Origin of the sequence: Microvirga solisilvae, assembly GCF_022808595.1 — a bacterium.
GTDB classification, from domain to species: Bacteria; Pseudomonadota; Alphaproteobacteria; order Rhizobiales; family Beijerinckiaceae; genus Microvirga; species Microvirga solisilvae.
The window spans coordinates 793266-817997 of record NZ_JAKUCN010000001.1; the positions used below are offsets into that span (position 1 = coordinate 793266).

Below are 24732 nucleotides of genomic sequence, written 5' to 3' on the forward strand. Positions count from 1 at the left end.
AATGCCTCGCTCAGTTGGCCGGAACGCTGCTCGTGCCGCCGCCCGGAACGACGCCGCCGTGGATGTGGCTCGCGTCGATATGCTTGCCGTCGTGGGTCACCTCGCCGCCAGTGAAGGCGATGCCATCAGCGGTCATCGTCATCGAAACCCCGCCGACCTTCATCTCGATCCGGCTCGCATGCACGATCCGCATCTGCGCCTGCACCAGGGAGATGATGTTGCCGTGGCCGTCGTAAATTACCTTGTCGCCCGGCGCGTATCCGGTCGGGCGGTGGTCCTTGTGCTCGAAGCCGATCACCACGGCCCGGTCGGTGCGACCGCCGAGAGAAAGCATGATTGCCTCGGAGCCCGGCAGCGGCACGCTCGACTCGCCGAAATGCTGGATCCGGACCACGTCCTCCATCTCTTCGCCGCTCAAGCCCTTCAGCTTCATTTTCTGCTGGCTGCCGCCGTCGTCCGTCGAGACGAGAGTCGCACGCCGGATCATGGTGCGGATCGCGGCATCCATCTCGTCCTGGGTCATCCCTCGGCCTCGCTGTCGTCCATGTCCCAATCATCGCCGGACTTGTTGCCCTTGCTCTTCTTGCCGTCATAGGCGCGCGGATCGACGAGCTTGAGCTGCGTGAGCGAGCCCTGCTCATCTTGGCCGTAGGTGACATCCTCGATGAGCATGTCCTGGGCAACATCGAGATAAGGGCTCTCGGTCCAGACCAGCCATCCCGGCGTCCAGGGCACCCCCGCTTCATCGCGGAAACCCGGCAGGGTGACGTTGACGCAAAGCGCCGCTCCGGCGGAACGATCACGCCGTCCCTTGGCGCGTTTCTTAGCGCGCCGATGATCCGAGTCGTCGTCCTGCACGACAACCAGCACGCGATTGCCACGAACCTTGGCGTCGCGGGCCAGAGCCTCGATTTCGAGGCTGTCGGCCCCGTGGCCCGTGGTTCGCTGCGCGCGCACGATGTATTTTCCGAAGCGGTTCGACCAATTGTGGTCCGCCTCTCCGATCTTGAGATTCTTGCCCTCGAAGATCCCGCCGGCATGGCGCTTCGTGCCCGCCTTGGTCACGACCACGTTGCCGTCGGCGTCGCCCATCAGGGTCAGGCCTTCCGAGCGCGCCTTCTTCTCGATCTCCCGGAACACGGTCGTGCCGGGCGTGATCTGGTGGTCGAACGGCGCGAGCGTCTGATCCGTGATGATCTTGACGCCGTGCGGCTGGGCGAGTTCGTTGCCGAACTCGACAAGGGTCTTCTGCTTGAAGCGCCCCGTCTTGTGAACGGCGGAGCTGTCGATGAGATCGGCCGCCTTTGAGCGACCGGTGATGGTGATGCCCGCCGACCCGGCCTCGATTCTCGGCTGGTACCGGTCGACATAGCCGATCAGCAGGCGATCGTTGTTGGCGGAAATGTCCACCTCGGCGCCGGCCTTGAATTGGCGGGCAGTCGCCGGGGCACCGGTCTCCGCCGCAACCTCGAGGTGGAAGGAACGCGCCGCCTCCCGGATCGAGGCGCTGATCAGCACCCGCTTCCAGGAGGTGTAGCGGTCCGATCCCACCATGACGGTGACGATCTCGGGCGCGCCGCGCACATCGGTCGCCGCGCCGTACATCCAGCCGTAATCGAGCATCAGCGTGACACCGCTTCGAATGTATTGGGCATGAAGGACGGGTGGCGCACCTTGTTACGCGTGGCGAGAGTCGTCGCCCGCAAAGGATCGCCATAGAGCCGCCACGCCCAATACAGCGAAGGCATGGAGCGGGCCGCCTGAACCGTCACGATAGGAGCAAGATCGACGATCATGCGTGTGAGGTATTCCACCGTGCGCCCCTGCAGATCCTGCAGGGCGAGATAGAGCTCGGCGTTCTCCGCCCCGTTGGCCTGGGAGAATTCCCGCTCGAACCGCTCGGCCAGGTCAGCGCGCGCGCTGATCCCCTCGCGGCGGCTCGGGTAGGTTGCCCGGGTCACGGCTTCCGCATAGGCCGCCAGGAAGGCAAGCCGGCCGATCTGGAGCATGGATGCCCGGTTGACCTGAGCCTGCCGGGCATTGGCCGTTGCGCCAGACGGTACCGCCTCGGGCAAGGTATCGTCGGCGAGCGCGCCGAAGGTGGCGGCGAGCAGGTTCGGATCGCCCGCATCGCCGATCCGGCGAACCACCGAAAACACCCGCTCGCCGAGATCGGCGGCGGCGCCGTTGGATGCTGAAATCAGAACCGGCGCCTCGCGATAGAGCGCATCGATTTCATCGCGCACGCTCGCACTGGTGGCCTGATCGATGGATGCGGAGAGCCGCACGGACTCGACCAGCGAGACCACGTTGCGGAACTCCTCCACGGCCGCCGCCGCGACATGATCGGGCTGGCGCTGCACCTTGAGGGCGCGCACCGCTCGGGTGGAAGCCGCCGAGGCCAAGGCGTCGACGGCCAGAAACACGAGGTTCGCCAGGGACAGGACCGAGGCGAGCGCCGAAGCGGCCCCCTCGCGGACGAAGCGCAGATTGAAGGCAATGAAATTGAGCCGGTCTTTCGACCAATCTCGTTTGAAGGTAAGGCATCGGGCCATGAGCGGCCCATAGGTGGGCAGCACCAGAAGGCCGGGCCCGCGGGCGGCGAGTTGCGCCACGAGCCCAGCAGCCTCAGGCGACGCGGAGTCGCCGATCACATAGGCGGTCACGTCGTATTGCCGCGCCGCCTCGCCGAGATCCTCGATGAAAGGATCGTCCCGCATCGGAAACTCGTGGATGGCGAGGCGGCGACCGCCCTCCTCTCCATCCTGCTCGACCCAGAACGGAATACCTTTGAAGCTCGCCCGGAAGAGCGAGCGCGTCGGGTCACTCATGAGGAGCCTCTTGAAGACAAAAGAACGAGACGCGAGCGGCCCTAGAAGCCGCCCGCCTCAGGCATGGACCTGCCGGTGTTGAGCCCGCCCACGCCGCCGCTCGACTGCGCGCGAATGGGCCCGACCTCTTCCTTGACGATGGAGCGCACCTCGGCCCGGAGCAGGTTGTTGTCGAGCTTGACCTCGACCGTGTTGTGGATCTTCGCTTCGCCTTCCAGTTTGGCAATCACGTCGCCGCCCTGACCGGGAGATGCTGTTGGACCGGCTCCATTCGGGCCGAAGCCGAAGTTCAGCAGGCCAGGCCCCACCTGATGATCAGCCTCAGGCGCTTGGCGTCCAAATGACATAAGACGGTCACGCGAAATCACCTGCCTTTGGAGATCGTCAACCTGACCAGGCAACGCCGCACGTTTCGTGCGGACTTCATCCGCAGCACGGTTGGCAACTCGGAATTCATCCTGAGCACGCGACAGCTCTAGCTCGAACCTCCGGCTTTCCGATGGCGTGAGCGGAACGGCTGTCAAACGGTTCTGCGCCTCATCAACGGCGGTGCGAGCGCGGTCAGCCCTCGCCAGAATATCGTTCTCGCTGGCGGCCTCAGCAGCAATGGCGGCCTGCTGCCCCTTTTGTCGGGCCTCATCTCCGGTTTTCCCGAAATACTCATCGAAGAGCGCGCGAGGCGAATAAGCCCCGAAATTCTCTTCCACCCAGTTTTCGAGATCCTGCGAGGGGGTATCGATCTCGCCGCCCTTCGGCAGTCCTGCCAGTTCTCCGTAGTAAGTCAGCAGCCGCTGGATGCTGGTGTCACCCTTCTCGGTCGCATCAACGAATTTGTTGATTTCCTCCGCAGCATTGCCCGCGATCAGCTTGAAGGCGTTGCCGGTACGTGTCGCCAGCACATCAAGAGCCTGCGTGGCACGATCGATCCGGTTAAAGTCCTTCTCGGTGATGAGCTCGAAGCCCTTATTCACGGAACCGAGATAGTTGGCTTTATCGGCGACAAGACCAAGAACGCGGCGCAACCCGTCGAGGTTACCGGTCATGCGGGCGATGTCGTCGCCATACTCCTTCCCGAAGATGTCCGTGACGATTTCCGCTTTCTTGAGAGGATCCTTGACGTTGCCAATCTTCTCCAGAAGACTGAGGGTCGTTTCCAGAGGTTTTGCGACGAAGGCCTTCTGCATGGCCTTGGAATTGACCCCAAGCTTCTTAAATCCTTTAGCTGCGTTGTCGCTGACGCCGTCGCCTAGCGCCATTGTGTTCATCAGGGCATTGAACCCGGTCGCGGCCACCTCGGTGGGCGTGCCGATTTCTTTCGCCGCAGCGCCGAATGCCATGGTTTGCTCGGCCGTGAGGCCCATCTGCTTGCCGACCGCGCCGGAGCGGCGCAGAAAGTCGAGCAGGTCGGTCTCCTTCGCCGCCGCATTGTCGGCGACGTAGTTCACCGCATCGCCGATCTCCTCGATCCGCTGCTGGTTCGCCTGGTAAATATTGCCGATTTCAGCGAGGGACTGGCTCGTCTCCTCAGAGGAGGTGTTCCAGGCCGTCGTTGCCTTCGTGGCGTACTCTGTAAATCGCGCTAGTTCGTTTACCGGACGGCCCGCATAGCCGGCACTGGCCAGCATGCCGCCGATTTCCTCCTTGGTCTTGCCCGTAGCACGAGCCAAGTCGAGGACGGTTTTCTCGTAACCCTTCAGACCGTCATCGGTGGCATTGGTCGCCTTTTGCACATCGTACATCGTCCGCTCGAAGGACAATGATGTGCGCGTGGCCATCATGACACCAGCCGCAGCCGCTGCAGGTCCCGCGAAGCGGGCCGCAGTCCCGAGCATGGCGCCGGCACCAATCGACATATCCATGCCACGGGTCATCGAGCCCGCGCGCGAGCCGATCCGGTTGGCCCGCTCGGTCTGCTGCTGGAAACGGCGGAGACGGTTCGCTGCCGAGCGAAGCCCCGGACCCATCGCGTCCTTAGCCGAAATAACCGCTTCGACACGATAGGTGCGAGCCATGGCTTACCTCTGGGATGAATGCAGGGCGGCCTGCCTCATCCAGCGATGGAGAGTTGTCAGGCAGGCTCTGTCGATGGTGAGCGGGTCTGATCCCCGGTTGAAGACGAGGGCGCGGGCGAAGGCTGCAACTTCTTCCGCGCTGACGCGAAAAAACGCTTCACCGCCTCCTTGAGGGCGAGTGCATCCGAGGGCGCCCCGCGCTTGGCGATGATCTCGAAATCGTGGTCTGTGATGATGACACCGAGATAGGCCTTGATGGCTTCTGGATCGTCGACCTCCATGCCCATGTTCTTGCCGGTAAGCACGAAGGCGGACACGTCGCCGAAATCCAGCACCTCGCCGCAGGTCGGCGGACGCAGGGTTGCGGTGACTTTGAGATCGCCACCGGCATCCATGATCGGCTTTTCGAAGGTGACGCGGATATGACCGTTCGGGAGTTCCTCGATGCGATCCATCAGCGGACCTCGCGATAGGTGCGCGACACGCCGGTGATGCCGGTCACCTCGCCGGTCATGGCATCGATCTCAGGGCGGCCCAGCAGCGAGCAATCGCCGAAGATGCGGATTACACCCTCGGTATCGTGGATGAAGGAGATGTTGACGCCCTTCAGTTCCATGATGGCGTCATAATCGACCCCCGCCTTGTGCTCCAGGGACATCTCGAATTCGTAGCCCTCGAGGGTGACCGTTCGAGAATGCGAGCCGTCCGAATTGACAACCTTCTCATACGAGCGGTTGCTGGGCTTGTGCTTGACGTTGCCGCGCAGCGAGAAGGGCGACGAGCCGTCCGACAGCCGGAACTTAATAAGACCACCGAAATCTGCCATCAGAGGCGCTCCTGTCGGTTTGAATGGAAAAGGTCAGGCGGCTTTAAGCCGCCTGATACTGGGCATAGATCGTGGCGTTGCCGGCCAGGATATCGAGCGGGTTCACGCGATCGAGCTTCATGCCAAGATTCACGCGGTTGGCGTTGGTCTGGTCGATTTCGACCACGAGCCGCTGCGCGAAGCCCTCGTTGTCCTCGAAAATGCCGCGCGCCACCGTGTCCGCATGGGCAGCGATGGTGTCCGCCTTGATATCGTCGGGCGTGGAAATTGCCGCGATGTTGTTCGGATTCTTGCGCGCCAGCGCCTTCTGGCTGTGCCGCGTCTGGAGATAGGCGCGGATGTAGCGCAAGCCCGCCATCACCTGGAACGGCGCCTGGATATCGCGGAACGTCACGTCGGGCTGGCCCTGCGCGCCAAGGCGACGCGTGGTCACCAGCTTGTCGATCGCGAGCTTGCCGTCCTGCGTCACGGTCCAGGTCGAGATACCCGACTTGGTGAGCGTGTTGCGGGCCGCATAGCCGAACCAGGTGGTGCGGTCTCGCGGCGGACGCACGCCCTCGACCACAAGGCCCGTATGGTTGCGGGCGATGTTGCCGTTGGTGTCGTCGAGCAGCCACGGCAGCACGCGGGCATAAATGCCCGCCGCCCATTCCCACGAGGGGGTCGGCGAGGCCACGCGACCGATGAAGCTCTCGTGCGCGTTGTTGCGCGTGAGGCCGAGGGTGGTGAGCGCGGACAGGTTGCCCGTGGTCACGGTGCAGTGATGGCCGTAGATCTGCCGATCCCAGGCCCAGCGACCCGCGGTCTCGGACAGGAAGGTTTCGACCGCCGCCACGTTCGCTGCTTCGGAGAAGGGCGAGATGATCGCGTCGAACGGCTCGTCGCCCAGCGCCGCGAGCAACGCCGAGACGGAGGGAGTGCCGGAGCCGGGCGTCGTTGTCGCGAAGACGAGACGGCCTGCCGGGGCGAAGATGTTGCCTGGGATGGTGTCAGGAGCGACGACCTCGATTTCCGAGAACAGCGCGCCCTTATGGCGGCAGGTCAGCGTCACCACGTTCGTGGCCGCCGTTGCTGTATAGGGCAGATAGGCGCCCGTGAGCGGATCGGCGAAGGCATTGATCGCCGCTGCGAGATTCGTGGCCGTGGTATTGGCGGCCTCACCGGCCGCCACCTGCAGCACGACCTGACGACCCGCGATCTCGACCACGCCCTGCCCGCCCGCCGCCGGCATGGTGCCGATGGTGATGGTGCGGATCTCTGCAGTACCGGTTTCGGGAACCACGCCGATCCAGAATTCCTGCGCGGGCGCATTCATGCGCGCCACGCGGAAGGTCTCATAGAGTTGGCCGGGGCCGACGAGGGCGAGCGCATCGTTCGCGTTGCCGCAGACCGCGAAGGTGTTGTCCGCCAGCGAGCCGGCAGCAGTCTTGTGGCCGAGGATGATCACGCGAGCGTTGCTCTCGTAAGCACCGCCGGAATTGATCTCGAAGGTGGTGATCGGCGCCACAAGGCCCGACCCGGGAATGGAATTGAAAAGAACGCCACCGCTCATGGTCGGGGATCTCCTGTTGCTCGAAGCGGGTTAGGTGCGCGCGGCGGCGCGGGTGGGTTTCTCGGAGGGGGCCTCTGCCGGGGCTGTCGCGGCTTTGATCTCGTCATCGGTCGCGCGAACCAGCGAGCCGTCGGCGAGGCAGCCGAACCAGAAGGGGTCGGCGTCGTCGACCTTGTGCAGGCCTGCCGGGAAGAACGCGCCCGGCACGCCGGGCAAAGGAAGCTTGTGCTCGGGATCGCCGAGCTTGACGAAGGTGTCTGCCATGGAAGGGCCTCAGGTGGTGGGAATGGTGCCGGTGACGTCGGGCTCAGCCGGATCGGGCTCGGCCTTGCCGACCCAGCCCTTGAAGTCGATGCCTGCGAGAGACGGGAGATCGGGAGGACCCGCGAGACCTGCAGCCGCCAGGGCCTCGCAGATCTTGCGCCCGTAGGATCCAGGCGGCAATTCTTTCGCGACGCTGCGCAGCGGTTCCGGCAAACGGTCGAGGCCTGTCGCCGTGGGATCGCCCAAGTCGAACGAAGGCTTGACGCCCACGGTAAGGCTCAACCGCCGCGCATTGAGGCGCGAGTCGGTGTCAGCGTCGCGGAAAGTGTGCGTTTCCCGTTTGGTGAAGGATTTCACCACATGCCGAAGCGGGCCATCGGTGAGACCGTGGCGAAGAGCATGCATGATCTGCCCGCACAACAGATCAAGGCGCGCCTCGATCTGCGGATTGGTCACGGCATAAAATGCCAATTCACCGGCCGTCGCGCCGGCTGGCGCAAGCCTCATCGGGACCACCGACTCGAATGACAGGGTCACCGTGGCATCGGCGCCGTTCATAATATCGACGCCGGACCCGTAAGGCTGTGCCTCATCGTCATCGGTAAAGACGCCGGTGAGCGGCTGCTTGTCCGCAATCATGCGCTGATCGGTCGGCTCGATTTGGCTGTCGAGAATGAATGGACCAGAAAGGGTCGGCCACGGCGCATCCGCCGCCTTGGCGGAAGGCGCCAGCGTCTCGATGGCAGCGAGGCGCAACGCCAATCGTGCGAAATCCATCAGGCCACCTCGTTCAAGCGCACCCGGTCGCGGGCACCGCCGTCCGGCATGATCTCGGCGATGATCCAGATCTTGCCGGGCCGGTCGGCACGGAGCAGGCGATCACCCTTCATCAGGTCGTACGGCAGTTGCCCGCGCCTGATCGAGGCGAAGACCTCCTGCGCCGCGTGCCCGAGTCTGAACCCACTTGGCCGGCTACCACCGACACCATTATCGCCTGCATTTACGCGAGCGTCCTGTATGTCCCAGACCGCAACCAGACCAGCCGCAAGGGGCCTGTCCGGATCAGACATCGGCTCGCCGTTCACGGGCGTGGTCATCGGCTGCAAAGTGCAAACCGTTCCGAAGACCCGGTCATGAGCCAGCGCCATTCGGATTTCGTGTTTTTCAAAAACGTTCATCCGCGCGGCGCCCATCCGTTCATGATCGCATCGATTTCATGCAGGATGTTCGGGATCAGCCGGGCCTCCGCAGTAGAGCGAAACACGCCGATTGCTGGATCCTCCAGCATCCGTTCGGGAACCGCTGGACCCTCTTGCTTTTCCAAAGGAGTTCGCTTGGCGCTCGTGCGCAACCAGACCTGGGGCCCGATCTTGAGCGCACGACGGGTGGGGAAACGACCGCCCTTGATGAAGCTACCCTTGAGAACCTTGCGCTGCCCATCCGCTGTGTGGGAGACGCCGGATCGGGTTTCCCGGGCATTGAAATGAATCAGCGGGATCGGACCACCGAAGCCGATAACCCGATACTCCATGCGGTCGTAATTTGCGCGGCGCACTCGAATGCGCTTGCGGACGACGCCGACCTTGAGCCCCATCTGCTTCGCGATGGCGCGCACGTAAGGCGTGCGGCCCTTGTCGCCGGTCTTGTTGATACCGCGCCGGATCGCGTGTGGGGCTTGGTTGCCGACCTTCAAAAGGTCCCGTTCAATCGGACGCAGGGTGTCCAGATCGATATCGACGACAACCACGCCGTTGCTCATCGCACCCGCCTCAACAAGGACGCCGCACCGGATTGGATGCGCTGCGCGATGGCACCGCGGTCCTGAATCATCGAGGAGACGATGAACGCCGCGCTTTTCGCGGCGTTCGCCATCTCTCCGGTTTTTACCTCCCGCACAAAGCGGGTAGCCGCCGCGCCGCGTTCGGCGCAGCGGCAGGGTTTACGAGGCGCTGTCGTCATGGCTGGCGTCGGGCTCCGGCTTGGCGGCGGCCGGTTGCGACCGCGCCTTTTTCGGTCCGGCACCCTCGGCACCCTTGTCGGACGCCTCCGGGGCGGGCTCACTGTCGTCCTCGTATGAGGAGCCGACGGCAAGGAACTTGCCGCCGTAATAGCCTGCCTCGGTCACGGTTTTACGCGCCATCTTCAGGACTCCCTTGCCGAAAGCAGCATCTCGGGCCGCGTGCAGATGAACAGCGGATAGCTGTAGAGCTCCACCCGGCGGAAGGCATCGCGACCGGACGGATCGGGCAGCACTAGGCCATAGAGCGGCTCGCCGCGCTGGTTCACATAGGGGAAGAATTCCGCCGGAGCCCAGCCGACCTGGAAAGCACCGCGCGCGCCGATCGGGAAGAACTTGCACTTCGTCGATTCGATCGCCAACGTGGTGCCGTCGTCAGTGCCCTGGTAGTTGATGAAGACAATACCTTCGATCTCCACCGAAGAATAACCGTCGATATTCTCCAGGGACGCCGCGCGTTCGGTGCCGAGCTTCGTTTCCTTGATCTGCTTATGGTTGACCAAGGCGTCGAAGAAGCTGTCGCCGCAGAGCGCACCCACCTTCGTGCCCGGCGTCCAAACACCCTTGGCGGCCTTCTTCATGGCGCGCTTGATGTCGCGGCACTTCTTGCGGACGTCGGTGGCTTCGGTTCCGAGCGCGAAGTTGACTTCGGCGGGCGGAGAGATGCCCCACTCGGAGAACCAATTGTTGATCACCGACGTGCCGTCGGCATCGTAAACCGTGCCGAGGACCGCGCCCAGGCGCATGTGCTCCCAGGTCAGTTCCATGTCGTCCGTGATGGCTCCGACGCGGTCGGCCACCTCGGTCTGGACTTCCTTTAACTGCTCTTCACCCGGAAGAGCCGCAACACCCTGCAGTTCGTAGGCATAGATGGACGACCCCTTCGCGAGCCGCTTGACGCGGAAGTCGCGCAGGTCGGCCCCTTCGGGGATCAACTCTTCAGGAGCCGCGCCCAACTCCGAGGTCGGAATCAGGGACAGCGTTCCCTCCTTCTTCGCGATCCCGATGGTCCGCGAGCGGGAATAGATCGGCTGGAACAGGTTCAGCGAGCCAAGAAGCTGCGGCTTGTGATCGACCTTGCGGACGACCTCCTCGTTCAGTTCGACGACGCTGAAGGCGTCATTGTCAAACAGGTTCAACACGGTGCTCATAGGCAAGGCTCCTTCAGCGGGCGATGATGCCGCGCGACGCGAGGTTCGCGATCTGGGTGTTCTTGGCGGCGTCCAGCGTGCCGTCCGGCCACACGAGGGCGGCGGCGCTGACTTCGGCGTGGCGTGCCGTAATCACGACACGGGCGTCGGCAGAGGCTGCCTTTGCATCGGCGAAGAGAACGGCAACGGCCGTTTGCGATCCGTCAGAGGCCGAGCCATTCCAGCGGACGTACTTACCGGATGCAGTGATCTTCCCGAGCACGGCACCGGCCGCCAGATCGGCACCGGCGGCGATGATCACCTGCTCACGGGAGAGATGACCGTTGGCCTCGGAGACGAGGTAGTGGGCCGGACGCTTGAGGTTTTCTGTCAAAACAGTCATGTCTTCTCGCTCCTCGTCTTAAGCGCCGCGACGCTTGTTGGTCTTGGCCACGACATCGCCCCAAGAAGACTTGGCCTTTTCGCGGCCAAGGCCTGGAGCAGCGAGGCCCGCAGCAGCCGTGCGGCGGGCTGCATGTGCTTCTGGGGTTTGTTCCTGGCCCTCGCCTGGGTCGGCGGCCTTGGCAGCCTTCGCGAGAGCGGCGATGGCGGCTTCGGCGGCCATATCGGTGTCATAGGCAAAATGCTCAGCCAGTTCCTGACGGCCCTTAGCCTCCTCAGCCGTCATGATCGCCTTAATCCGAGCCTGCGCCGCCTTAGCGGCATCGGCTTTGGCACCCTCGATTTCAGCGGTGGGTGCGCCCGCATTCTGAACCGTCATGGATTGCTCCTGGGTTTGACGGGGTTGGTGAGCGGACGCGGCCGCTCGGGCACTGGCCTCGGCAAGAGACCAATTCTTTCGTTTGGCCATTGCCGTCAGTCGTGACGGCGCGTTGGCGAAAACGCGATAATCGAAGGCTGCAAAGGCTTTGGCCTTTGTACTGTCGCTTTCATCGGCATAACCGTGTTCGACGGCCTCATCGGCATCGAGCCAGAGCTCTTCCTTCATAGCCTCGCGAACGGCTTGAACATCGTTGCCGGAACGCTCGGCATAGATGGAAGCCATCTGTGCCGCCATCTTCTCAAGTGTGGAGGCGTGCTTTTCATGATCGGAGGCTGTGCCGTACGTGATCCCCGACGGATCATGGATCATCATCAGGGTGCCGGCCCGCATACGGATGGTGTCGCCAGCCATTGCGATCAGCGAGGCCGATGATGCCGCGATTCCATCGACCTGGACGGTCACGTGTCCCTTGTGGGCCACGAGCGCGTTGTAAATCGCGGTGCCGGCGTCGACGTAACCGCCTCCGGAATTGATACGCACAGTGATATCCGCATCGCGGCCGACCTCGGTGAGCGCCTCCACGACCTCCTTGTCAGTGAAGCCCTGCTCCCAAAAATTGTCGCCAACGAACCCGTAGAGCACGAGCTCGCCGTTCTGAAGAACGGACATGGTGTATTTCCTTAGTAACTGCGGAAGCGCATGGACTTCGCAAAGCGGGCACGCTTTGGAGCCTCGCCCTTGGAGATCGCGCACTCCCGATCGTAGTATTCGATCAGGCGGTCCAAGCGGGCGGGATCCGCCTTGTGGTAGCGGATCTCCTTTTCACCGAAGCGGGTCGAGGCGACCGCCTCTCCCGTTGCGATGGCCACCTGGATTTCACGCAAGCGCGCGGCCTCTGCGCATGGATTGACAGGGCCGCTGCTCATGATTGTCTCCTGGCTTGCGGCTTCGGATCGGGCTCGCCGGATCCTCCACCACCTCGGATTCGCTCGAAGACATTCGGAAGACCGGCCTCTCTCAGCATCTCGGCTTCGCGCTTGCGCTGAGCGATGACATCGACCACATCCTGCCCGTTCTCCGCGCACTCGATCTCGAGTGTCGACGTTCCATTCTGCAGGCGCTCGGTCTGAGCCTCTGCACTCTTCTTGTCGTCAGCGGTTGGTTTTGCTGGGCCCTGCCATTCCGCCCAAGTGATGGCGTCGCTATACGCCAGGAAGGCACGGTATCCGCCTTTCAAGGGAATGCGACCCGAGCCGATCTCCTCATCCAGCCAACTTTCGTAGACCGCCTGGTATATCGGGGCCGCTATCCGCTTGCGGCGGCGCAGCACGATCGGCCAGATCGAGGCTGTTTCCATGCGGGTGCTGGAATAGGTCGCATCCGAATGGTCCATCGCATAGGATGGATAGGTGACACCAATCGCTCGCGCCGTCTCTCGCTTGAGATCGTTCGAGAACGGCAGATAATCGCTTCCCGGCGTGCTGGGCGTCAGCAGTTCAAGTTTTTCACCAGGTGCCAGGTGCGAAACCCGCGCCGCGCCGTCCAAAGACAAGTTGCTTTCTTTCGCCTTGTCGAGACGTGCCCCGAAATACCCCAGAAGATCCTCAACGAGGTCGTCGTCGTCTAGCGTGGAGAGGGCCTCAAAGGCATCCTTGCTGGGTTCCGGAGAAGTCAGCGTCGCGGCAAACACGGTCTGCAGGATCGCTGTCGCCAGCGTGGCCTCGTGAAGTTGATGCGCGTTCGCCTGCGTGCGCAGAGCCGACGCAATCACCGACACGCCGCGCACATCCTCCGCATCCCAAGGATCGAAGGCATGCACCACAAGCGTCCGGCCTTCGGCATCTCGCGCGCGATAGTCGCGTTTGACCTCGATGCCGCTCTCGCGTTCCTTGAAGCGATAGGCAATCGGACGGCCGTTGGCGTCGTGGATGACACCGGAATGCAGCCCTTCCGCCTCATTGGTATCGCGCACCAGGCGGTGCGGTGAGGTCAGGCAGAGCTTGGTGCCTGTCTGGATGCCATAGGGGCGCCGTTCTTCCGGAGAGAAAAACGAAATCACGCCGATGGCCTCGCCAAAGGCGATCGAGTGCCGCAGGGCCACGTCGACCAATTGGTCCAGCGTGAACTTGCCCCGCGCATCGACCTCCGCCGGGCTTTCCGCGTACCGGCGCCAGCGGTTCTTAACGAGTTTGATCCATGCGGCGGCCTCCTCATCGGAGTACCCGAGTGCGGCGAGATCCGGCGCTGGCCTAAGCTTCAGGCCTTCCCCGACAGTGTCGGCCAGAACCTGATCGACGGCGCCTTTGAGATGCCCCGAGTTCTGGATGAAATCGAGCGCGAGGCCAGAGATGCGATCCCAGACACGGCGGATTTCGTCGCGGCTTTCGAAAAGGCTCGCTCGACGCATGGACAGAACGCCGGTCGAGCTGTCACGCAGCCATCGCGCCGTGGAACGGCGGACGGTGCCAGCCAGAGTCTTGCTGGGGCCCTTTGCCGGGGTCTTCTTTTTCGCGGGCCGCGGCGAAGCGGCCGCAGAACGAGCGGCAGATTTGGATCCGCCCTTCGTCCTGGGTTTGGTCGCTACGCTCATCGGTTCTTCCATGCCTGTCGCCGCGATTCCTTGTGGTCACGCGGCCTTGTGGGTTTGGTTGGCTTCCTGAAGGGATCGTTGCCCTCAGCCGCATCGAACAGATCCGGATCCGCCGGGCGCCCATGCACCTGAATGATCAGATCGGCCCAGCGGTCGGCGTTGAGACGACGCTTGTGCTCAAGGTGCCACGCCAGAGAATCGGCGTAGACCGTGCCGTCGAACCAGTCATTCTTGCGTCCGACGATCTTCTTCCACTCGCGACCCGCCTTGGCTTTGATCAGCCGGCGACGCTGGTTGGTGGAGGATTTCAGATCCTCCTCCGGATCGACCAGGCGTTCGGCCGTGAGCTCCTTGGCGAATTCCTCGTCGCAGAGGTCGGGCGTCAGGTGGATCGTGTTACGCGGCCATGCGCCGGTGGCATCAGGGCCATCGACGAAGTTCGCCAAGCCCGCCGTCACTTCCGTTTTGACGTCGTAGAGACCCACCGGATATAGCATCACCTTGGCGACGATGCGGTTGCGGGAATCCTTGATGTCTTTTTTCGTCGGAGTGCCCAGCCGCGGCAGACCCTGTGAATGGCGCCCATCAAGCGCATACACGTTCGGGCGGCCGGCACAGAAGCGGTAGACCCGATCTGTGGCAAAGCCCGAGTCGACGCCGCCCAGGTCGAAGCCTTTCTCCATCGTTCCCGCCGTTGGATAGGTGCGGCCCAGCGCATCGGCGAGTTTAATCCAGGGCTCATCGGTTTGATCCGGCGCGCCCTCGAAGATCTCACGATCAATCAGCCATCGCTGACCGCGTGGACCAATCGCATAAGCAAGCCACTTGATGCCGTAGCCCTGAACGTCAGCAGCCCAGACTAGCAATCCTGCCTCGGCGGGAATTCTGCCGCGCGGGTAGTGATGCTTGCGCGAGGCCTCGACGATCTTTTCCCATTCGATGGCAATCCCGCCGGGATCGTAAGGCTCGGCAAGATCCTGCTGATAGAACGTGCGCAGTTTCGTGGTGTCGCCTTCAGCCGATTCCCAACGATGCCAGATATCGGCCCACTTCTCGCGCGGCGCATAGGCCGCCCAGAGGTGGTAGCTTGGCTGCCAGTCGCGGCAGCGGCCCTCGCAGGGGTCGCACCGCCAACGGTCGATTTCATCGTGCGAGATCGTCTCGGGTACCGGATCGGCACCCTCCGGGACCCGCGTGGCGATCCAGTGCGCATTCGCCATCATGTCCGGCTTGTGGCCGTCCAAGATCACGCCGTCGCAGGACATGCAGCGCATATGCACCGGCAGGCCTTGGTCAGGGTCGGCCGGTCGCATCTGCTCGAACTTGAACGGCTGAAACACCCGGCAGTGAGGGCACGGGACGTACCGATAGCGGCGATCACCCGCTTCAAAGTCCTCGGTGATCACGCACTCACCCGCGATACCAGGCGTGGAGCCCTGCCATTCCTTGGCGAGGTCGCCATACATTTTCTGACGGGCGCGGGCCTGATCCCGCGGAGAGCCGCGGCCGTCGACATCCTTCGGGTAGCCGGTGACCTCGTCCATGGCGAGGTACTTGATCGACACCATCTGCAGGCCCTTGGAGGAGCCTGCATTGACAATCTGGGTGAAGCCGCCCGCGAACCGTTTGAAGGCCGTTGTCGAGCCCTGCTCGTCACGGCTGTTGACCGGCTTCACCTTGTGGGCGATCCGAGGGCTGGCCTCGATGGTCGGCTGCAACTTGACCCTGTTAAATTTGGCCGCTTCTTCCAAAGTTGGAAGGACAATCATCATCGAGCCGGGTGCCTGATCGACGATGAAGCCGAACCAGTTCTCGATGGCTGTTGACTTGCCAAGCTGCGCTGCCCATCGGCAGGTCACTCGACGGGAGGGATGATCAGGGTGAAGGCAATCTTGCGGTTCCCTGAGATAGGAAACTCGATCGGTGCGGAACGCCCCAGGCCAAGGCGAGCCCGATTCCGCCGAAACGACACGATATCGGTCGGCCCATTCGCTGATTGTCAGGTCGTCGACCGGGCGGCTCGCGGCCTCAAGACCGCGAAACAGAATCTCCGCACCATCGGGCAGTTCCGGGAACTGCTCGCGGGTGCTGTGGAAGGTCATTGCAGGGCATTAGCCTCGGTAAGATTGATCGAGGTGCCGGGGGCTTCCTCGTCATCGCGGTTGCGGCGAAGGGCGTCGAGCCGATCCAGCATCTCGCGGTGGAACACATCGAGCCCTCGGCGGGAAAATGTCTTGAAGGCCGCGCGGACAGCGCGCTCATCCCATCCGTATTTCAGGGCCGCACTGGCAGCCTCGGTTTCAATGGCGCGTTCGAAGGCGCTCATCATCAGAGCGACCGAATCCCGGCCTGCCTGATCGACCTCCGAGACGGGCGTGAGCTGGCGACGCCGTTCGGCGAGGTCCATCTCCTTAAGCTCGGCATCGGCTTGCGCCTTTCGAGCCGCACCGTCCGACTGCGACCCTGCAAACCGTCCATGCACAGGACTCGAAGCTGCCCGAGCCGGGCGGATTTCAGCAGGCATCGACCGGATGCGGATGTTCTCACCCCGGTGTGCCAGAAGCGCATTGAAGTCGACAAGATTCGACTTGCCCGAGGGCTTAAGGGGGAGCGCTTCGGCGTGCTGCTTGAGGTAGCGCGATAGCGTGGAGCGATCCACTGGATCACCGGCAGCACTCAATCGAGAGGCAGCCTCAGTGATCGAGACCCAATCCTCTGTATCCACCTCGTTCATCGTGCATCGTTCCGTGCATCACGCGTGCATTGCACGTGCGTTCCGTGTACCGCTTGCGTCCTGACTTACTGCTCAAATCCCGCGCCTCTGCTGAGCCGTGGGCGGGCGGGGGCGCGGTACGGTCCCTAAACCGGGGGGGTCGGGAGGCGTTGATCACTTCGCTCGGGCCAAGGCCCGCTCCCGGCGTCTCGCTCTCCGATTGCCATAGTCCTCCGCACGATGCGGCGGCACTTGAGGTATGGCGGGTTGGATAGCCGGGCCGGGGAAGCACGCGATGTAGGCAGCCATTACAAGTTCGATCATCATTCGCCCTCGTCCGGACATTCACACCGATAGTGCGGGCGGCCGCAGTCACGGCACAAACCTGGATGGTGGCGCATGGCGATGACCCTGATGAAACGGAGGTTCGATGCGGGCCGGGCTTGAGACCGGCTTGGGCGCTATTGAAGCCTCGCGGAGCCCGGCCTAACGGTTGTCGGCGGGTGCGCAGCCCATCCCTGAGCGGAGCGTGTCCATCCACGCCGCCGCATCGAACATGCGCGCTTGCACCCCGTCGCCCGAGGTCGTGCAGGGCTCGTCGAGAATGCTCCAGCGGGTACGAAAGCCGCCTTCACTCCCCCGGCACGAGCGCGCCAAAAGCAAAAGCCCCAGCGGTTGGCCGGGGCTTTTCTGAACCTGATTTAGTGTGTTTAGCATAGCGTCAAGGGGGCATCTGTCAAACAGGTGTTTTCCTTCGCCGTTTCAAGAGCTTATCATGTTCAGCCTCTGAGATCGGCCCCACGTCGAACACGCGCGGCGCATCTTTTTTCGTGAGCCAAGGCGCTTCTTCCGCGCGTGGGCCGGTGATGGCGAAGAGGTCGAGCTTGTCATGCAGCGTCGCGGCCAAGGCCACCAGGGCCGCGCGCCAGACGTGGTAGCTCGCCCTCGCCACACTCACCTCTCGCGCGGTGATCTCCACTGCATCGTGATCCGGCACGAGACGCCCCTTGGCATCGCGCCGCATCGGCTGGCCCGGCTGCCAGTCAAGATAGCAATCCGGCTTCGTGCTCGCCTTGGCATGGCGCACGAGAAGTGCAACCGTGCAGGCCCGCTCCGCCGGAAAGGCCTCGCCGATCGATGGCCTCCACTCATATCCTCGCGCCGTCTGATGGATTTTGAAGCCAAGGACCTCTTCGTCCGCCTTGTCCCAGACCGTGACCTGAGCGCCGCTGGTCACGATGAACATATCACCCAAAGCGAGGACCGCCGCGTGAAGCCGCTCAGCATCTTCCCACGGCTTCGATAGCCCTTCCGTGTTCGTGCCCGTCGAATGCACGATGATCCCAAGCTCCGCCAGCATCTTCAGCGTGCCGAACCCGGCTGCGTATGACATCGGCTCCCACTCCCGCTCTGGAGCAAGGTCCGTCGTCCGGTCGATGCACATATCGCGATAGGCCCAGATGAGCAGTTCCTCGATATCGATGCGCGCTTTTTCCATGGCTTTGCCCCTTGTGTCCAACCTGTCCAACCTCAGAGAGTGAAAAGAAGAGGTTGGACGCTTCTAAAAGTCTTGCTCTCGCTGCTCTTGTCCAACCTGTCCAACCTGTCCAACCTGAAACGACGTTTTTGCAATCAGCGCCGCGAGAGAGGGAATGTCGGCTGCAAATGGATCGCGCGGGCGCGCGTACACGTGCGCGAAAAAAGGTTGGACCGGTTGGACAGGTTGGACCGATCCTTGCGGCGTAAGGCATTGCGCCTGTCCAACCTCGAAAGCCCTGTCCAACCTCGGTTGGACTCATGATCTGAAAAAGGCGTTCTACCCCTACCTGACCGGTCTCTCTCACGATGCGGACTCCGGTTCCTCACGGTTTTCCCCATCGTGCGGCCATTGCACTTCCTGCTGCACGGACTCCTCAAAGGCCGCACGGCAATCCGCCAATGAAGGCAGGCGCCAGCACCAGGTTCGTTCGGGGACAGGCCTCGCATCCGTGCTCCACATGGGCCTGCTCTCACCGATGCCCGGCACGAGCTTGCGCAGCTTCATCCCGATCTCGGTCTCGGCGGCCTTGCGCTTGATGCCGATGCGCTCGGAGGTGGCGATGTAATCGTCCGCCAGGACGCCCTTCGGGATCTCAAGGAGCCATTGCGCGCCGCCACGCGTGGTCGCGCCTGCCATGAGGCGCTCGAACCACCAGCTCTCGATGGAATCGAGGGAGCGGATCTTCTGCTCGAGCAGGGCTTCCGTGCGCGGAATCTGGCGTAGGTTCACGCTGTCGAGATCGAAATGCAGCAGATCGTAAAGCAGGGCCTCGCGCCCGCCGTCGGCGAGTTGCTCCTCCATCTCGCGGAAGTAATCGGCGTTCTGGGCGCAGCGCGGATCGATATCGAGCACGCAGAAGCGCCGTTCATCCTTGCCGGCAGGCACCACCCAATCCTCGTTCGATGTCATGATCAGGCGCACGTAGTTCTTGAGCCGGATCGGATCGATGCCCTTGGCCTCGATCTGCTGGATCGGCGAGGTGACGAGACCCTTGAGACGGCCCTCCGCCGCCTTGTCGCCCGCCCACACGGCCTCATCTGCCTGCAGCAGCAAACAGGTGGCCATATGCGCGTTGAACTGGCCTGTCACGTAGCGCGGATCGTCGACCAGGAAGTAATGGCGCGGGAAGAGCGAGCCGAACACCTCACCCACCTTGGTCTTGCCCGAGCCCATGCGTCCGCGCATCACCACCGACACGCCGATCTTCTCGCGCGGGTTCTGCACCATCTGGGCGAAGAAGGCGAAGAGCCATTTGAAATGCGCTTCGTTGCCCCGGCACACATTGTTGAGCAGGTGGTCGCGGAAGATCGCATAGCCGTTCTTCTTCTCACGCGGCTCCACCGCGAAGCCCGACCAGAGATTGAGATATTGATCCGTGCCCGGCTCGTGGTTCGGGTCCGGATGGAATTCGATGCCGCGATATTGCCGCCGCTTGCGGTTCTGCAGCCAGGCATTCGCCCAGGTGATCGCCTTGATCTTGCCGTCGTTACCGACGATTTCCGTATAGCGGTTCGAATACCATGCCTTGAACGCATCCAGCGTCAGCACGCGCTGCTGGTCTTCCACCGGCGCGGAAGGCTGATCGAGATAGATCACCGCCTTCGAGCCCATGAGCACGAGCGCGTATTCCTTGTTGAGGGCCTCGACATCGAAGCCCCAGGCGCGCGGATCGCGCGGCTCGGAATCCTCATTCTCGCCTTCAGGCCCGGTCTCTTTCTCGCGCGGCAGTTCGGCGTCGAGGGGGGCGGCATTGTCGATAAGTGCGGCGATGCTGGTAGGCTGCTCAGTCATGCTGCCTCCTCTGATTATTTGCGCCTATATGGGCGCATTCTTGCTTGACAATATTCAGGTCATGCGCATAAATAGGCGCATAGAGAGGGGCGCAGGAATGCCGAACGTCGAAACCAACACCACCAAGATCATCCGCCGCCTTGAGCTGGATGGATGGGAACTGGCCCGCCACGGTGCTGAACACGACATCTACAAGCACGCTGCCAAGCGCGCCGTGGTCTCGGTCCCCCGGCACCGAACCCTCTCCCCGGGCGTTGCCCGGCAAATCGCCAAGACGGTGGGCTGGCTCTAAGCCAGCCCCCACTCCCGCTCCCGAAGAAAGAGGAACATCATGGCTCGCTACACCGCTCTTATAGATGGCCAAGCCGGTGCTTACGGCGTCGTCATTCCCGATTTGCCCGGCTGCACCGCCATGGGCAAAAGCATCGAGGAGGCCATCGCCAACGCTGCCGAAGCCATGCGCGACTGGGCTGATACAATCATCGACATGGGCGAGGCGATCCCCGCGCCGCGCCCCCTCGAGGCCCTTAGGATGGACAACGATGTCATGGCTCACATCAGGGAGGGCGCGACGCTGGCCAGCATCCCGCTCGTGCGTGAGACCGGCCGCCCCGCAAAGGCGAACCTCTCCATCGACGAAGGCATCCTCCGCGCCATCGATGCAGAAGCGAAGCGCCAGAACCTCACCCGCTCGGCCTACATTGAGCTGATGGCGAAGCGTCAGATCCCGCTGACGGCCTGAGCCAACGCCAGCCTCCACCCACCATGCGCGCCCGGAACGCAAGTCCCGCGGCGCGCTTTCTGCATCTTCTTGTGAGAATCGAGGACAGCGAGGACAGCCGGGACGATCCGAGCCTAAACCGAACACGCAGAATCCATCGGGCGTATTCAGGAGAGGACGTTGATTCCAATCCTGAAAGGAGCCCCCATGCTCAATTTGTCCCGCCTCATCCGCCTCCTGCGCCGATCCATCCTGCTCAGCATTTTGCTCACAGCGGCGAAGCTCACGCCCCTCGCCACCCTGGCGCTGCAGATGTGGAATTACGGTTGAAATCCTGTGCATCGCCATCACGCCACGCGCTCCCGCCGAATGTCGTTGAAATCCTTCCCTTCGCCCGGATGCGCGCCGCGAATGCTGCGATCATCCCGCGCCCAGCGGCGGGCGAAGCGCAGATGCGCCTGGCGCGTGGCGAAGGGCTCCGAATCCCCGTCGATCAGGGTCACGATATCGGTCACGGAATCCGGCACCGGCATCGACGGGCTCTCAAGATCCGGCACCGGCCCGGCGACCATCAGCGGCGACACGTTCCCGCGCGCATCCATCACCGTCTCGCTCGGATGCGGCACGCTCTCGGCGGAACCGCCGCCGAGATTGCCGAGATCGACCGCACAACGGAACAGGGTGCGCGACAGGTCGCGCCCCGCCTCGATGAGGTCGGCATAGGCCGAGAGCAGCGTCTCGTTCCCTTCGCCCGTGATCATCTGCAGGGGATGAGGCACGCGCACGAGGTCGATATAGCCGCCCTGCTTGACGCCGCGCGTCTTCTTTGAGCGGAGAACCCCGCCCGTCTCGGGATGAACGATCACCGCCTGGCCCTTGGCCTGAGACAGGTCGATCCAGGTGATGTGCAGCCCAGCGAACCTGCCGTCCCCACCCTGGATTGCCGCGAGCATGGCGGGGCCGGTGTGGATGCAGAGCGGACGCTCGTCCTCTCCCTGCACATAGAAACGCATATCCGGCTTGAAGCGCAGCGGCGCATGATCCGGCGCGCGCACGCCGCGCAGATGAAGATAGGCCTCGACCGGCGTGGAGAGCCAATGCACCGAATGATGACGCCAGATCCGATAGAGCCGCTCACGCTCCGCCGCGATGCGCGTCGCCTCGGCAGCCTCCTGTGCCGCCTGCGCGGCCCGCGCCTCGGCGTCGCGCTGCGCGATCTCCTGTGCCGTCAGGCGGCGCCCCTGCCCCTTGGGAGGAGCCTCGCCGGTGATAATCTCGCATGCGGCCAGGAAGTCGCATTGGGCCACATGCTCCACCATGCGGATCACATCGCCCCCGCCCCAGCCCCGGCAATGGAACACGCGCTCAGACGGCTTGATCGCGAAACGGTCGCTCTTGGCCTTGCCAGCCGAGCAGACCGGGCAAGGCCCCACCCGCTCACGTCCCGCGCGCTTGAGCTTGGTACGGTTTGGCAGACGCTCGAACACGGCGAGAATGTCCGCAGCCTTAGCGCGGCTCTTCCAATCCTCGAAGGCCGAGTTGACAGAGCGCGCGATCATAGCTCTTCCGCCTCGCGATTCCGCACGATGGCTGAGACGCGCACACCACACCAGGTTTTAGCCTCAGCCCGGCGGCGATAAAAATCGCGGATCTGCGGACGCGGGTCCCGTGCCCGTTCTAAATGCGACCTGTCGATGGCGGTACCGGTTCTGCGGGCGTTACGCGCGAACGGAAGCGTCAAACCTGCACGCTTGAGCGCCCGACCGATGGAAACGGCAGTCACCCCGAAATGCTCAGCAAGGCGAGCACGAGTTATTCCTTCGATCCCGACCATCTCCGCAAGCAGCACATCATTGATCTGCGGATGTCGACCGCCCCTTCTCAAAGGATTCATGCGGCCTCCTCGGCTTTCGACGCGAGACCGATCAGGGCGAGGATGTCCGCCGTCGTTTCACGCGTGATCGCGTAGCCATGCCCCCAAACAGTCGATATGGCGAGGCGCAGCGGCTTCAGACGCTTGCGCAGGTTACAGATCTGCACATCCACCACATCGATGGCGGTCTCGGTCTCATCGCCATGCATCGCGGCCATGAGTTGTCCTTTGGTCGCCTCGCCCCGCCTGAGCAGGCAGGCGAGCAGCCGGGCCTGCATGGGCGTGACCCCGAGTACACGCACCAGGGCGAAACTGCATTCCTCGGGCGTGAAGGACACGGCAGCGACCGGCAAGCGCTTCCCGCGCCTCTCTCCCGGCCGCCAATCGTATTTCGGCATCTCGACGATCTCGCCGCGCTCCAGCGCGCGGGTGAGCGTCTCGAACACGTCCGCGCTGGGGCGGCGCGTGGCACGGGCGATGGCCGCCACGGGAATGCCCTCATCGGCGAGACCGATGATCACGGAATCGGCAACGGGCGTCATGCGGGCTGCCCTCCCCGCGCGATCATCGCCCGCACGGTAATTTCGTGCGGCGCGAGATCGTTCATCATCTCGCTCATCTGGACGAGCCGTGCGCAGCGCTCCTTCACGTCGCGCATGGTGCGCGCGGTCAAACCGGTATCGTCACGCAGGGCAAACAGTTCCAGCGCGTCGAGGCTCGACGCTTCCAGTTCGGCAGCGCGGCGCAATTCCAGCGCCATCTGTTGAAACGTCAACCTCATGGGCCAACCCTCACAGCATCATGCGAAGCGGCGGCCTTCAGCGCCGCCGTGAACAGGGCCACCTGCGCGGCGCTCCACAGGCCAGAGCCGGAAAGCGCCTCGTGCAGGCGGCGGCGGGACAGCCGCAGGGCCTGGGCGATGTGCCAATGGGGGAAGCCGAGCGAGGCCATGCGGCGGGCCGCAGAGGCAGCCCGCCGCCGGCTCCGGCACTCGATGATCAGCCCCCGCGTCATCATCAGCGCCTCGCAGCCAGAGCAGAACGGCCGGGCGGCGGGTCTCCGCACACCAGGGCCGTCACATCGACATCGGGAAAGGGACGGAACGGACGGCGCTCGAAGGCGCTCTCCCGCACGTTGCGCAGCGACGGGCAATTGGCCGGATGGCCATGGATCGCAACCAGATCGCGCAACACGGCTTGGTTGAGAGCGACGAAATCGACGGTGCCCACCGATTCATCGGCCAGATCGACCACCGTAGAGACCTGCGCAGGCTTCTCGACCTGACGGGCCGCATGAACACGCCGCACCCAGCGGAACGGGCAACCCACCCGCGCCTGAACAACGCGCAGGCTCAAGCCCTGATCGAGAAGAGAGGAAATGGTCCGGTAAGTCGAAGGCGGAATACGCCCAGCTTCCGGCGCGCGCGCCGCTGTCGTCTGCATGATGTGCCCCCACGGTGAACTCGAAACACGCTGGCCTTTCGGCCACTTCCCGGACGGCGGCGATTGCGCCTGCTCGTCCGCAAAATCCTTTTAAGTGCGCGGAACCATCCGCAGATGTGAGCCCTGAGGCATCTCGCCTGCTTTCACAGCCGCCAGCCTTTGGCGCTGCTCGGTTGCCTTGGTGATCAGATCGGCAAGCTGGCGATCCACAATGTCGGCCTCCGCTGGCGTCATCGTCATATCGGCGAAGGCATCGGCACCGACGGCGCCGACCTCGGCGCTGCTGCGCATCACCTCCGCATGCCCCCGCGCCACGCAGGAGATAGAAGCCCCTTCCGCCGCTTCCGGATCGGACAGGCGCCGCCCGTTGAGCTCCGCCATCACGGTGGTGATGTAGGGAATCCCGCACTCGCTCTCGAGCGCGAGAACAGCGGGCATCGTGATGATGTCGGGATCGGTGGAGGAGTGATAACGACCCATCGTGCTCTTGCCGACATTTGCGATCTCCGCCGCGCGCTCGATCTGGCCGCAGGCTTTCACGAGATCGCGGGTGGCGGCTTTGATGCGGTGGAACCAGGCATCTGAAATCGGTCGGTTCATGGACAAGCCTCGGGCGTCAACGGGAAAAGCGATCAACTTTTCCCAG

General features: G+C 63.4%; 32 protein-coding genes. 3 read left to right on the plus strand and 29 right to left on the minus strand.

What is annotated here, in order from left to right:
• Positions 1-10 precede the first annotated feature (10 nt).
• From MJ639_RS03850 to MJ639_RS03955, 22 genes are all read right to left on the minus strand, one after another.
• Positions 11-523: a phage baseplate assembly protein V gene (locus tag MJ639_RS03850; protein WP_243368859.1), complete on the minus strand. Its 513-nt coding sequence runs from the start codon at positions 521-523 to the stop codon at positions 11-13.
• The gene (locus MJ639_RS03855) at positions 520-1623 is read right to left on the minus strand and encodes a phage baseplate assembly protein (RefSeq protein WP_243368860.1); all 1104 of its coding nucleotides are present in this window, start codon (positions 1621-1623) and stop codon (positions 520-522) included. The genes MJ639_RS03850 and MJ639_RS03855 overlap by 4 nt, the downstream gene beginning before the upstream one ends.
• Positions 1623-2831, minus strand: coding sequence for a DNA circularization protein (locus MJ639_RS03860; RefSeq protein WP_243368861.1), 1209 nt, complete (start codon positions 2829-2831; stop codon positions 1623-1625). Before MJ639_RS03860 ends, MJ639_RS03855 begins: the two co-directional genes overlap by 1 nt.
• 41 nt (positions 2832-2872) lie before the next feature.
• A complete protein-coding gene (locus MJ639_RS03865; RefSeq protein ID WP_243368862.1) occupies positions 2873-4843 on the minus strand; it encodes a phage tail tape measure protein in 1971 nt (656 codons plus the stop codon).
• 56 nt (positions 4844-4899) lie between these two features.
• Positions 4900-5298, minus strand: coding sequence for a hypothetical protein (locus MJ639_RS03870; RefSeq protein ID WP_243368863.1), 399 nt, complete (start codon positions 5296-5298; stop codon positions 4900-4902).
• Positions 5298-5669 (minus strand): hypothetical protein, encoded by a 372-nt coding sequence (locus MJ639_RS03875; RefSeq protein ID WP_243368864.1) that lies wholly within the window; start codon positions 5667-5669, stop codon positions 5298-5300. Before MJ639_RS03875 ends, MJ639_RS03870 begins: the two co-directional genes overlap by 1 nt.
• Positions 5670-5712: 43 nt before the next feature.
• The gene (locus MJ639_RS03880) at positions 5713-7221 is read right to left on the minus strand and encodes a phage tail sheath subtilisin-like domain-containing protein (RefSeq protein ID WP_243368865.1); all 1509 of its coding nucleotides are present in this window, start codon (positions 7219-7221) and stop codon (positions 5713-5715) included.
• A 30-nt stretch (positions 7222-7251) separates the two neighbouring features.
• A complete protein-coding gene (locus tag MJ639_RS03885; protein ID WP_243368866.1) occupies positions 7252-7485 on the minus strand; it encodes a hypothetical protein in 234 nt (77 codons plus the stop codon).
• Positions 7486-7494: 9 nt separating this feature from the next.
• Positions 7495-8262 carry a hypothetical protein gene (locus MJ639_RS03890; protein ID WP_243368867.1) on the minus strand — a complete coding sequence of 256 codons (768 nt, stop codon included), beginning with the start codon at positions 8260-8262 and terminating at the stop codon, positions 7495-7497.
• The gene (locus tag MJ639_RS03895) at positions 8262-8663 is read right to left on the minus strand and encodes a hypothetical protein (protein ID WP_243368868.1); all 402 of its coding nucleotides are present in this window, start codon (positions 8661-8663) and stop codon (positions 8262-8264) included. The genes MJ639_RS03890 and MJ639_RS03895 overlap by 1 nt, the downstream gene beginning before the upstream one ends.
• Entirely contained in the window at positions 8660-9244 is a 585-nt protein-coding gene (locus MJ639_RS03900) for a phage tail protein (protein WP_243368869.1), read from the minus strand. The genes MJ639_RS03895 and MJ639_RS03900 overlap by 4 nt, the downstream gene beginning before the upstream one ends.
• Positions 9241-9444, minus strand: coding sequence for a hypothetical protein (locus tag MJ639_RS03905; RefSeq protein ID WP_243368870.1), 204 nt, complete (start codon positions 9442-9444; stop codon positions 9241-9243). Before MJ639_RS03905 ends, MJ639_RS03900 begins: the two co-directional genes overlap by 4 nt.
• Entirely contained in the window at positions 9425-9625 is a 201-nt protein-coding gene (locus MJ639_RS03910; RefSeq protein WP_243368871.1) for a hypothetical protein, read from the minus strand. The genes MJ639_RS03905 and MJ639_RS03910 overlap by 20 nt, the downstream gene beginning before the upstream one ends.
• A gap of 2 nt (positions 9626-9627) precedes the next feature.
• The gene (locus MJ639_RS03915) at positions 9628-10653 is read right to left on the minus strand and encodes a major capsid protein (protein WP_243368872.1); all 1026 of its coding nucleotides are present in this window, start codon (positions 10651-10653) and stop codon (positions 9628-9630) included.
• 13 nt (positions 10654-10666) lie between these two features.
• Positions 10667-11035, minus strand: coding sequence for a head decoration protein (locus MJ639_RS03920; RefSeq protein ID WP_243368873.1), 369 nt, complete (start codon positions 11033-11035; stop codon positions 10667-10669).
• Between the two features lie 18 nt (positions 11036-11053).
• The gene (locus tag MJ639_RS03925) at positions 11054-12085 is read right to left on the minus strand and encodes a head maturation protease, ClpP-related (RefSeq protein ID WP_243368874.1); all 1032 of its coding nucleotides are present in this window, start codon (positions 12083-12085) and stop codon (positions 11054-11056) included.
• An 11-nt stretch (positions 12086-12096) separates the two neighbouring features.
• On the minus strand, positions 12097-12342 hold the full coding sequence (locus MJ639_RS03930; RefSeq protein WP_243368875.1) for a hypothetical protein: 246 nt from the start codon (positions 12340-12342) through the stop codon (positions 12097-12099).
• Positions 12339-14006: a phage portal protein gene (locus MJ639_RS03935; protein WP_243368876.1), complete on the minus strand. Its 1668-nt coding sequence runs from the start codon at positions 14004-14006 to the stop codon at positions 12339-12341. The genes MJ639_RS03930 and MJ639_RS03935 overlap by 4 nt, the downstream gene beginning before the upstream one ends.
• Positions 14003-16108: a phage terminase large subunit family protein gene (locus MJ639_RS03940; protein ID WP_243368877.1), complete on the minus strand. Its 2106-nt coding sequence runs from the start codon at positions 16106-16108 to the stop codon at positions 14003-14005. Before MJ639_RS03940 ends, MJ639_RS03935 begins: the two co-directional genes overlap by 4 nt.
• Positions 16105-16740 carry a hypothetical protein gene (locus MJ639_RS03945; RefSeq protein WP_243368878.1) on the minus strand — a complete coding sequence of 212 codons (636 nt, stop codon included), beginning with the start codon at positions 16738-16740 and terminating at the stop codon, positions 16105-16107. Before MJ639_RS03945 ends, MJ639_RS03940 begins: the two co-directional genes overlap by 4 nt.
• Positions 16741-17455: 715 nt before the next feature.
• A complete protein-coding gene (locus tag MJ639_RS03950) occupies positions 17456-18217 on the minus strand; it encodes a hypothetical protein (protein WP_243368879.1) in 762 nt (253 codons plus the stop codon).
• Between the two features lie 342 nt (positions 18218-18559).
• Entirely contained in the window at positions 18560-20050 is a 1491-nt protein-coding gene (locus MJ639_RS03955; RefSeq protein WP_243368880.1) for a primase-helicase family protein, read from the minus strand.
• 97 nt (positions 20051-20147) lie between these two features.
• Here MJ639_RS03955 and MJ639_RS03960 point away from each other — a divergent pair, with 97 nt between their 5' ends.
• From MJ639_RS03960 to MJ639_RS17805, 3 genes are all read left to right on the plus strand, one after another.
• Entirely contained in the window at positions 20148-20342 is a 195-nt protein-coding gene (locus MJ639_RS03960; RefSeq protein WP_243368881.1) for a type II toxin-antitoxin system HicA family toxin, read from the plus strand.
• 39 nt (positions 20343-20381) lie between these two features.
• A complete protein-coding gene (locus MJ639_RS03965; protein ID WP_243368882.1) occupies positions 20382-20792 on the plus strand; it encodes a type II toxin-antitoxin system HicB family antitoxin in 411 nt (136 codons plus the stop codon).
• A gap of 186 nt (positions 20793-20978) precedes the next feature.
• On the plus strand, positions 20979-21101 hold the full coding sequence (locus tag MJ639_RS17805; RefSeq protein WP_279306480.1) for a hypothetical protein: 123 nt from the start codon (positions 20979-20981) through the stop codon (positions 21099-21101).
• Positions 21102-21118: 17 nt separating this feature from the next.
• Here MJ639_RS17805 and MJ639_RS03970 read toward each other — a convergent pair whose 3' ends face one another.
• The 7 genes from MJ639_RS03970 to MJ639_RS04000 all read right to left on the minus strand — a co-directional run bounded on the left by MJ639_RS03970 (position 21119) and on the right by MJ639_RS04000 (position 24686).
• The gene (locus tag MJ639_RS03970) at positions 21119-22330 is read right to left on the minus strand and encodes a DUF7146 domain-containing protein (RefSeq protein ID WP_243368883.1); all 1212 of its coding nucleotides are present in this window, start codon (positions 22328-22330) and stop codon (positions 21119-21121) included.
• Positions 22327-22665 carry a hypothetical protein gene (locus MJ639_RS03975; RefSeq protein WP_243368884.1) on the minus strand — a complete coding sequence of 113 codons (339 nt, stop codon included), beginning with the start codon at positions 22663-22665 and terminating at the stop codon, positions 22327-22329. The genes MJ639_RS03970 and MJ639_RS03975 overlap by 4 nt, the downstream gene beginning before the upstream one ends.
• Positions 22662-23186 (minus strand): helix-turn-helix domain-containing protein, encoded by a 525-nt coding sequence (locus tag MJ639_RS03980; protein ID WP_243368885.1) that lies wholly within the window; start codon positions 23184-23186, stop codon positions 22662-22664. Before MJ639_RS03980 ends, MJ639_RS03975 begins: the two co-directional genes overlap by 4 nt.
• Positions 23183-23425 (minus strand): hypothetical protein, encoded by a 243-nt coding sequence (locus MJ639_RS03985; RefSeq protein WP_243368886.1) that lies wholly within the window; start codon positions 23423-23425, stop codon positions 23183-23185. Before MJ639_RS03985 ends, MJ639_RS03980 begins: the two co-directional genes overlap by 4 nt.
• On the minus strand, positions 23422-23661 hold the full coding sequence (locus tag MJ639_RS03990) for a hypothetical protein (protein ID WP_243368887.1): 240 nt from the start codon (positions 23659-23661) through the stop codon (positions 23422-23424). The genes MJ639_RS03985 and MJ639_RS03990 overlap by 4 nt, the downstream gene beginning before the upstream one ends.
• Positions 23661-24086 (minus strand): hypothetical protein, encoded by a 426-nt coding sequence (locus tag MJ639_RS03995; protein ID WP_243368888.1) that lies wholly within the window; start codon positions 24084-24086, stop codon positions 23661-23663. The genes MJ639_RS03990 and MJ639_RS03995 overlap by 1 nt, the downstream gene beginning before the upstream one ends.
• Positions 24087-24176: 90 nt before the next feature.
• On the minus strand, positions 24177-24686 hold the full coding sequence (locus MJ639_RS04000; protein ID WP_243368889.1) for a phage regulatory CII family protein: 510 nt from the start codon (positions 24684-24686) through the stop codon (positions 24177-24179).
• Positions 24687-24732 lie beyond the last annotated feature (46 nt).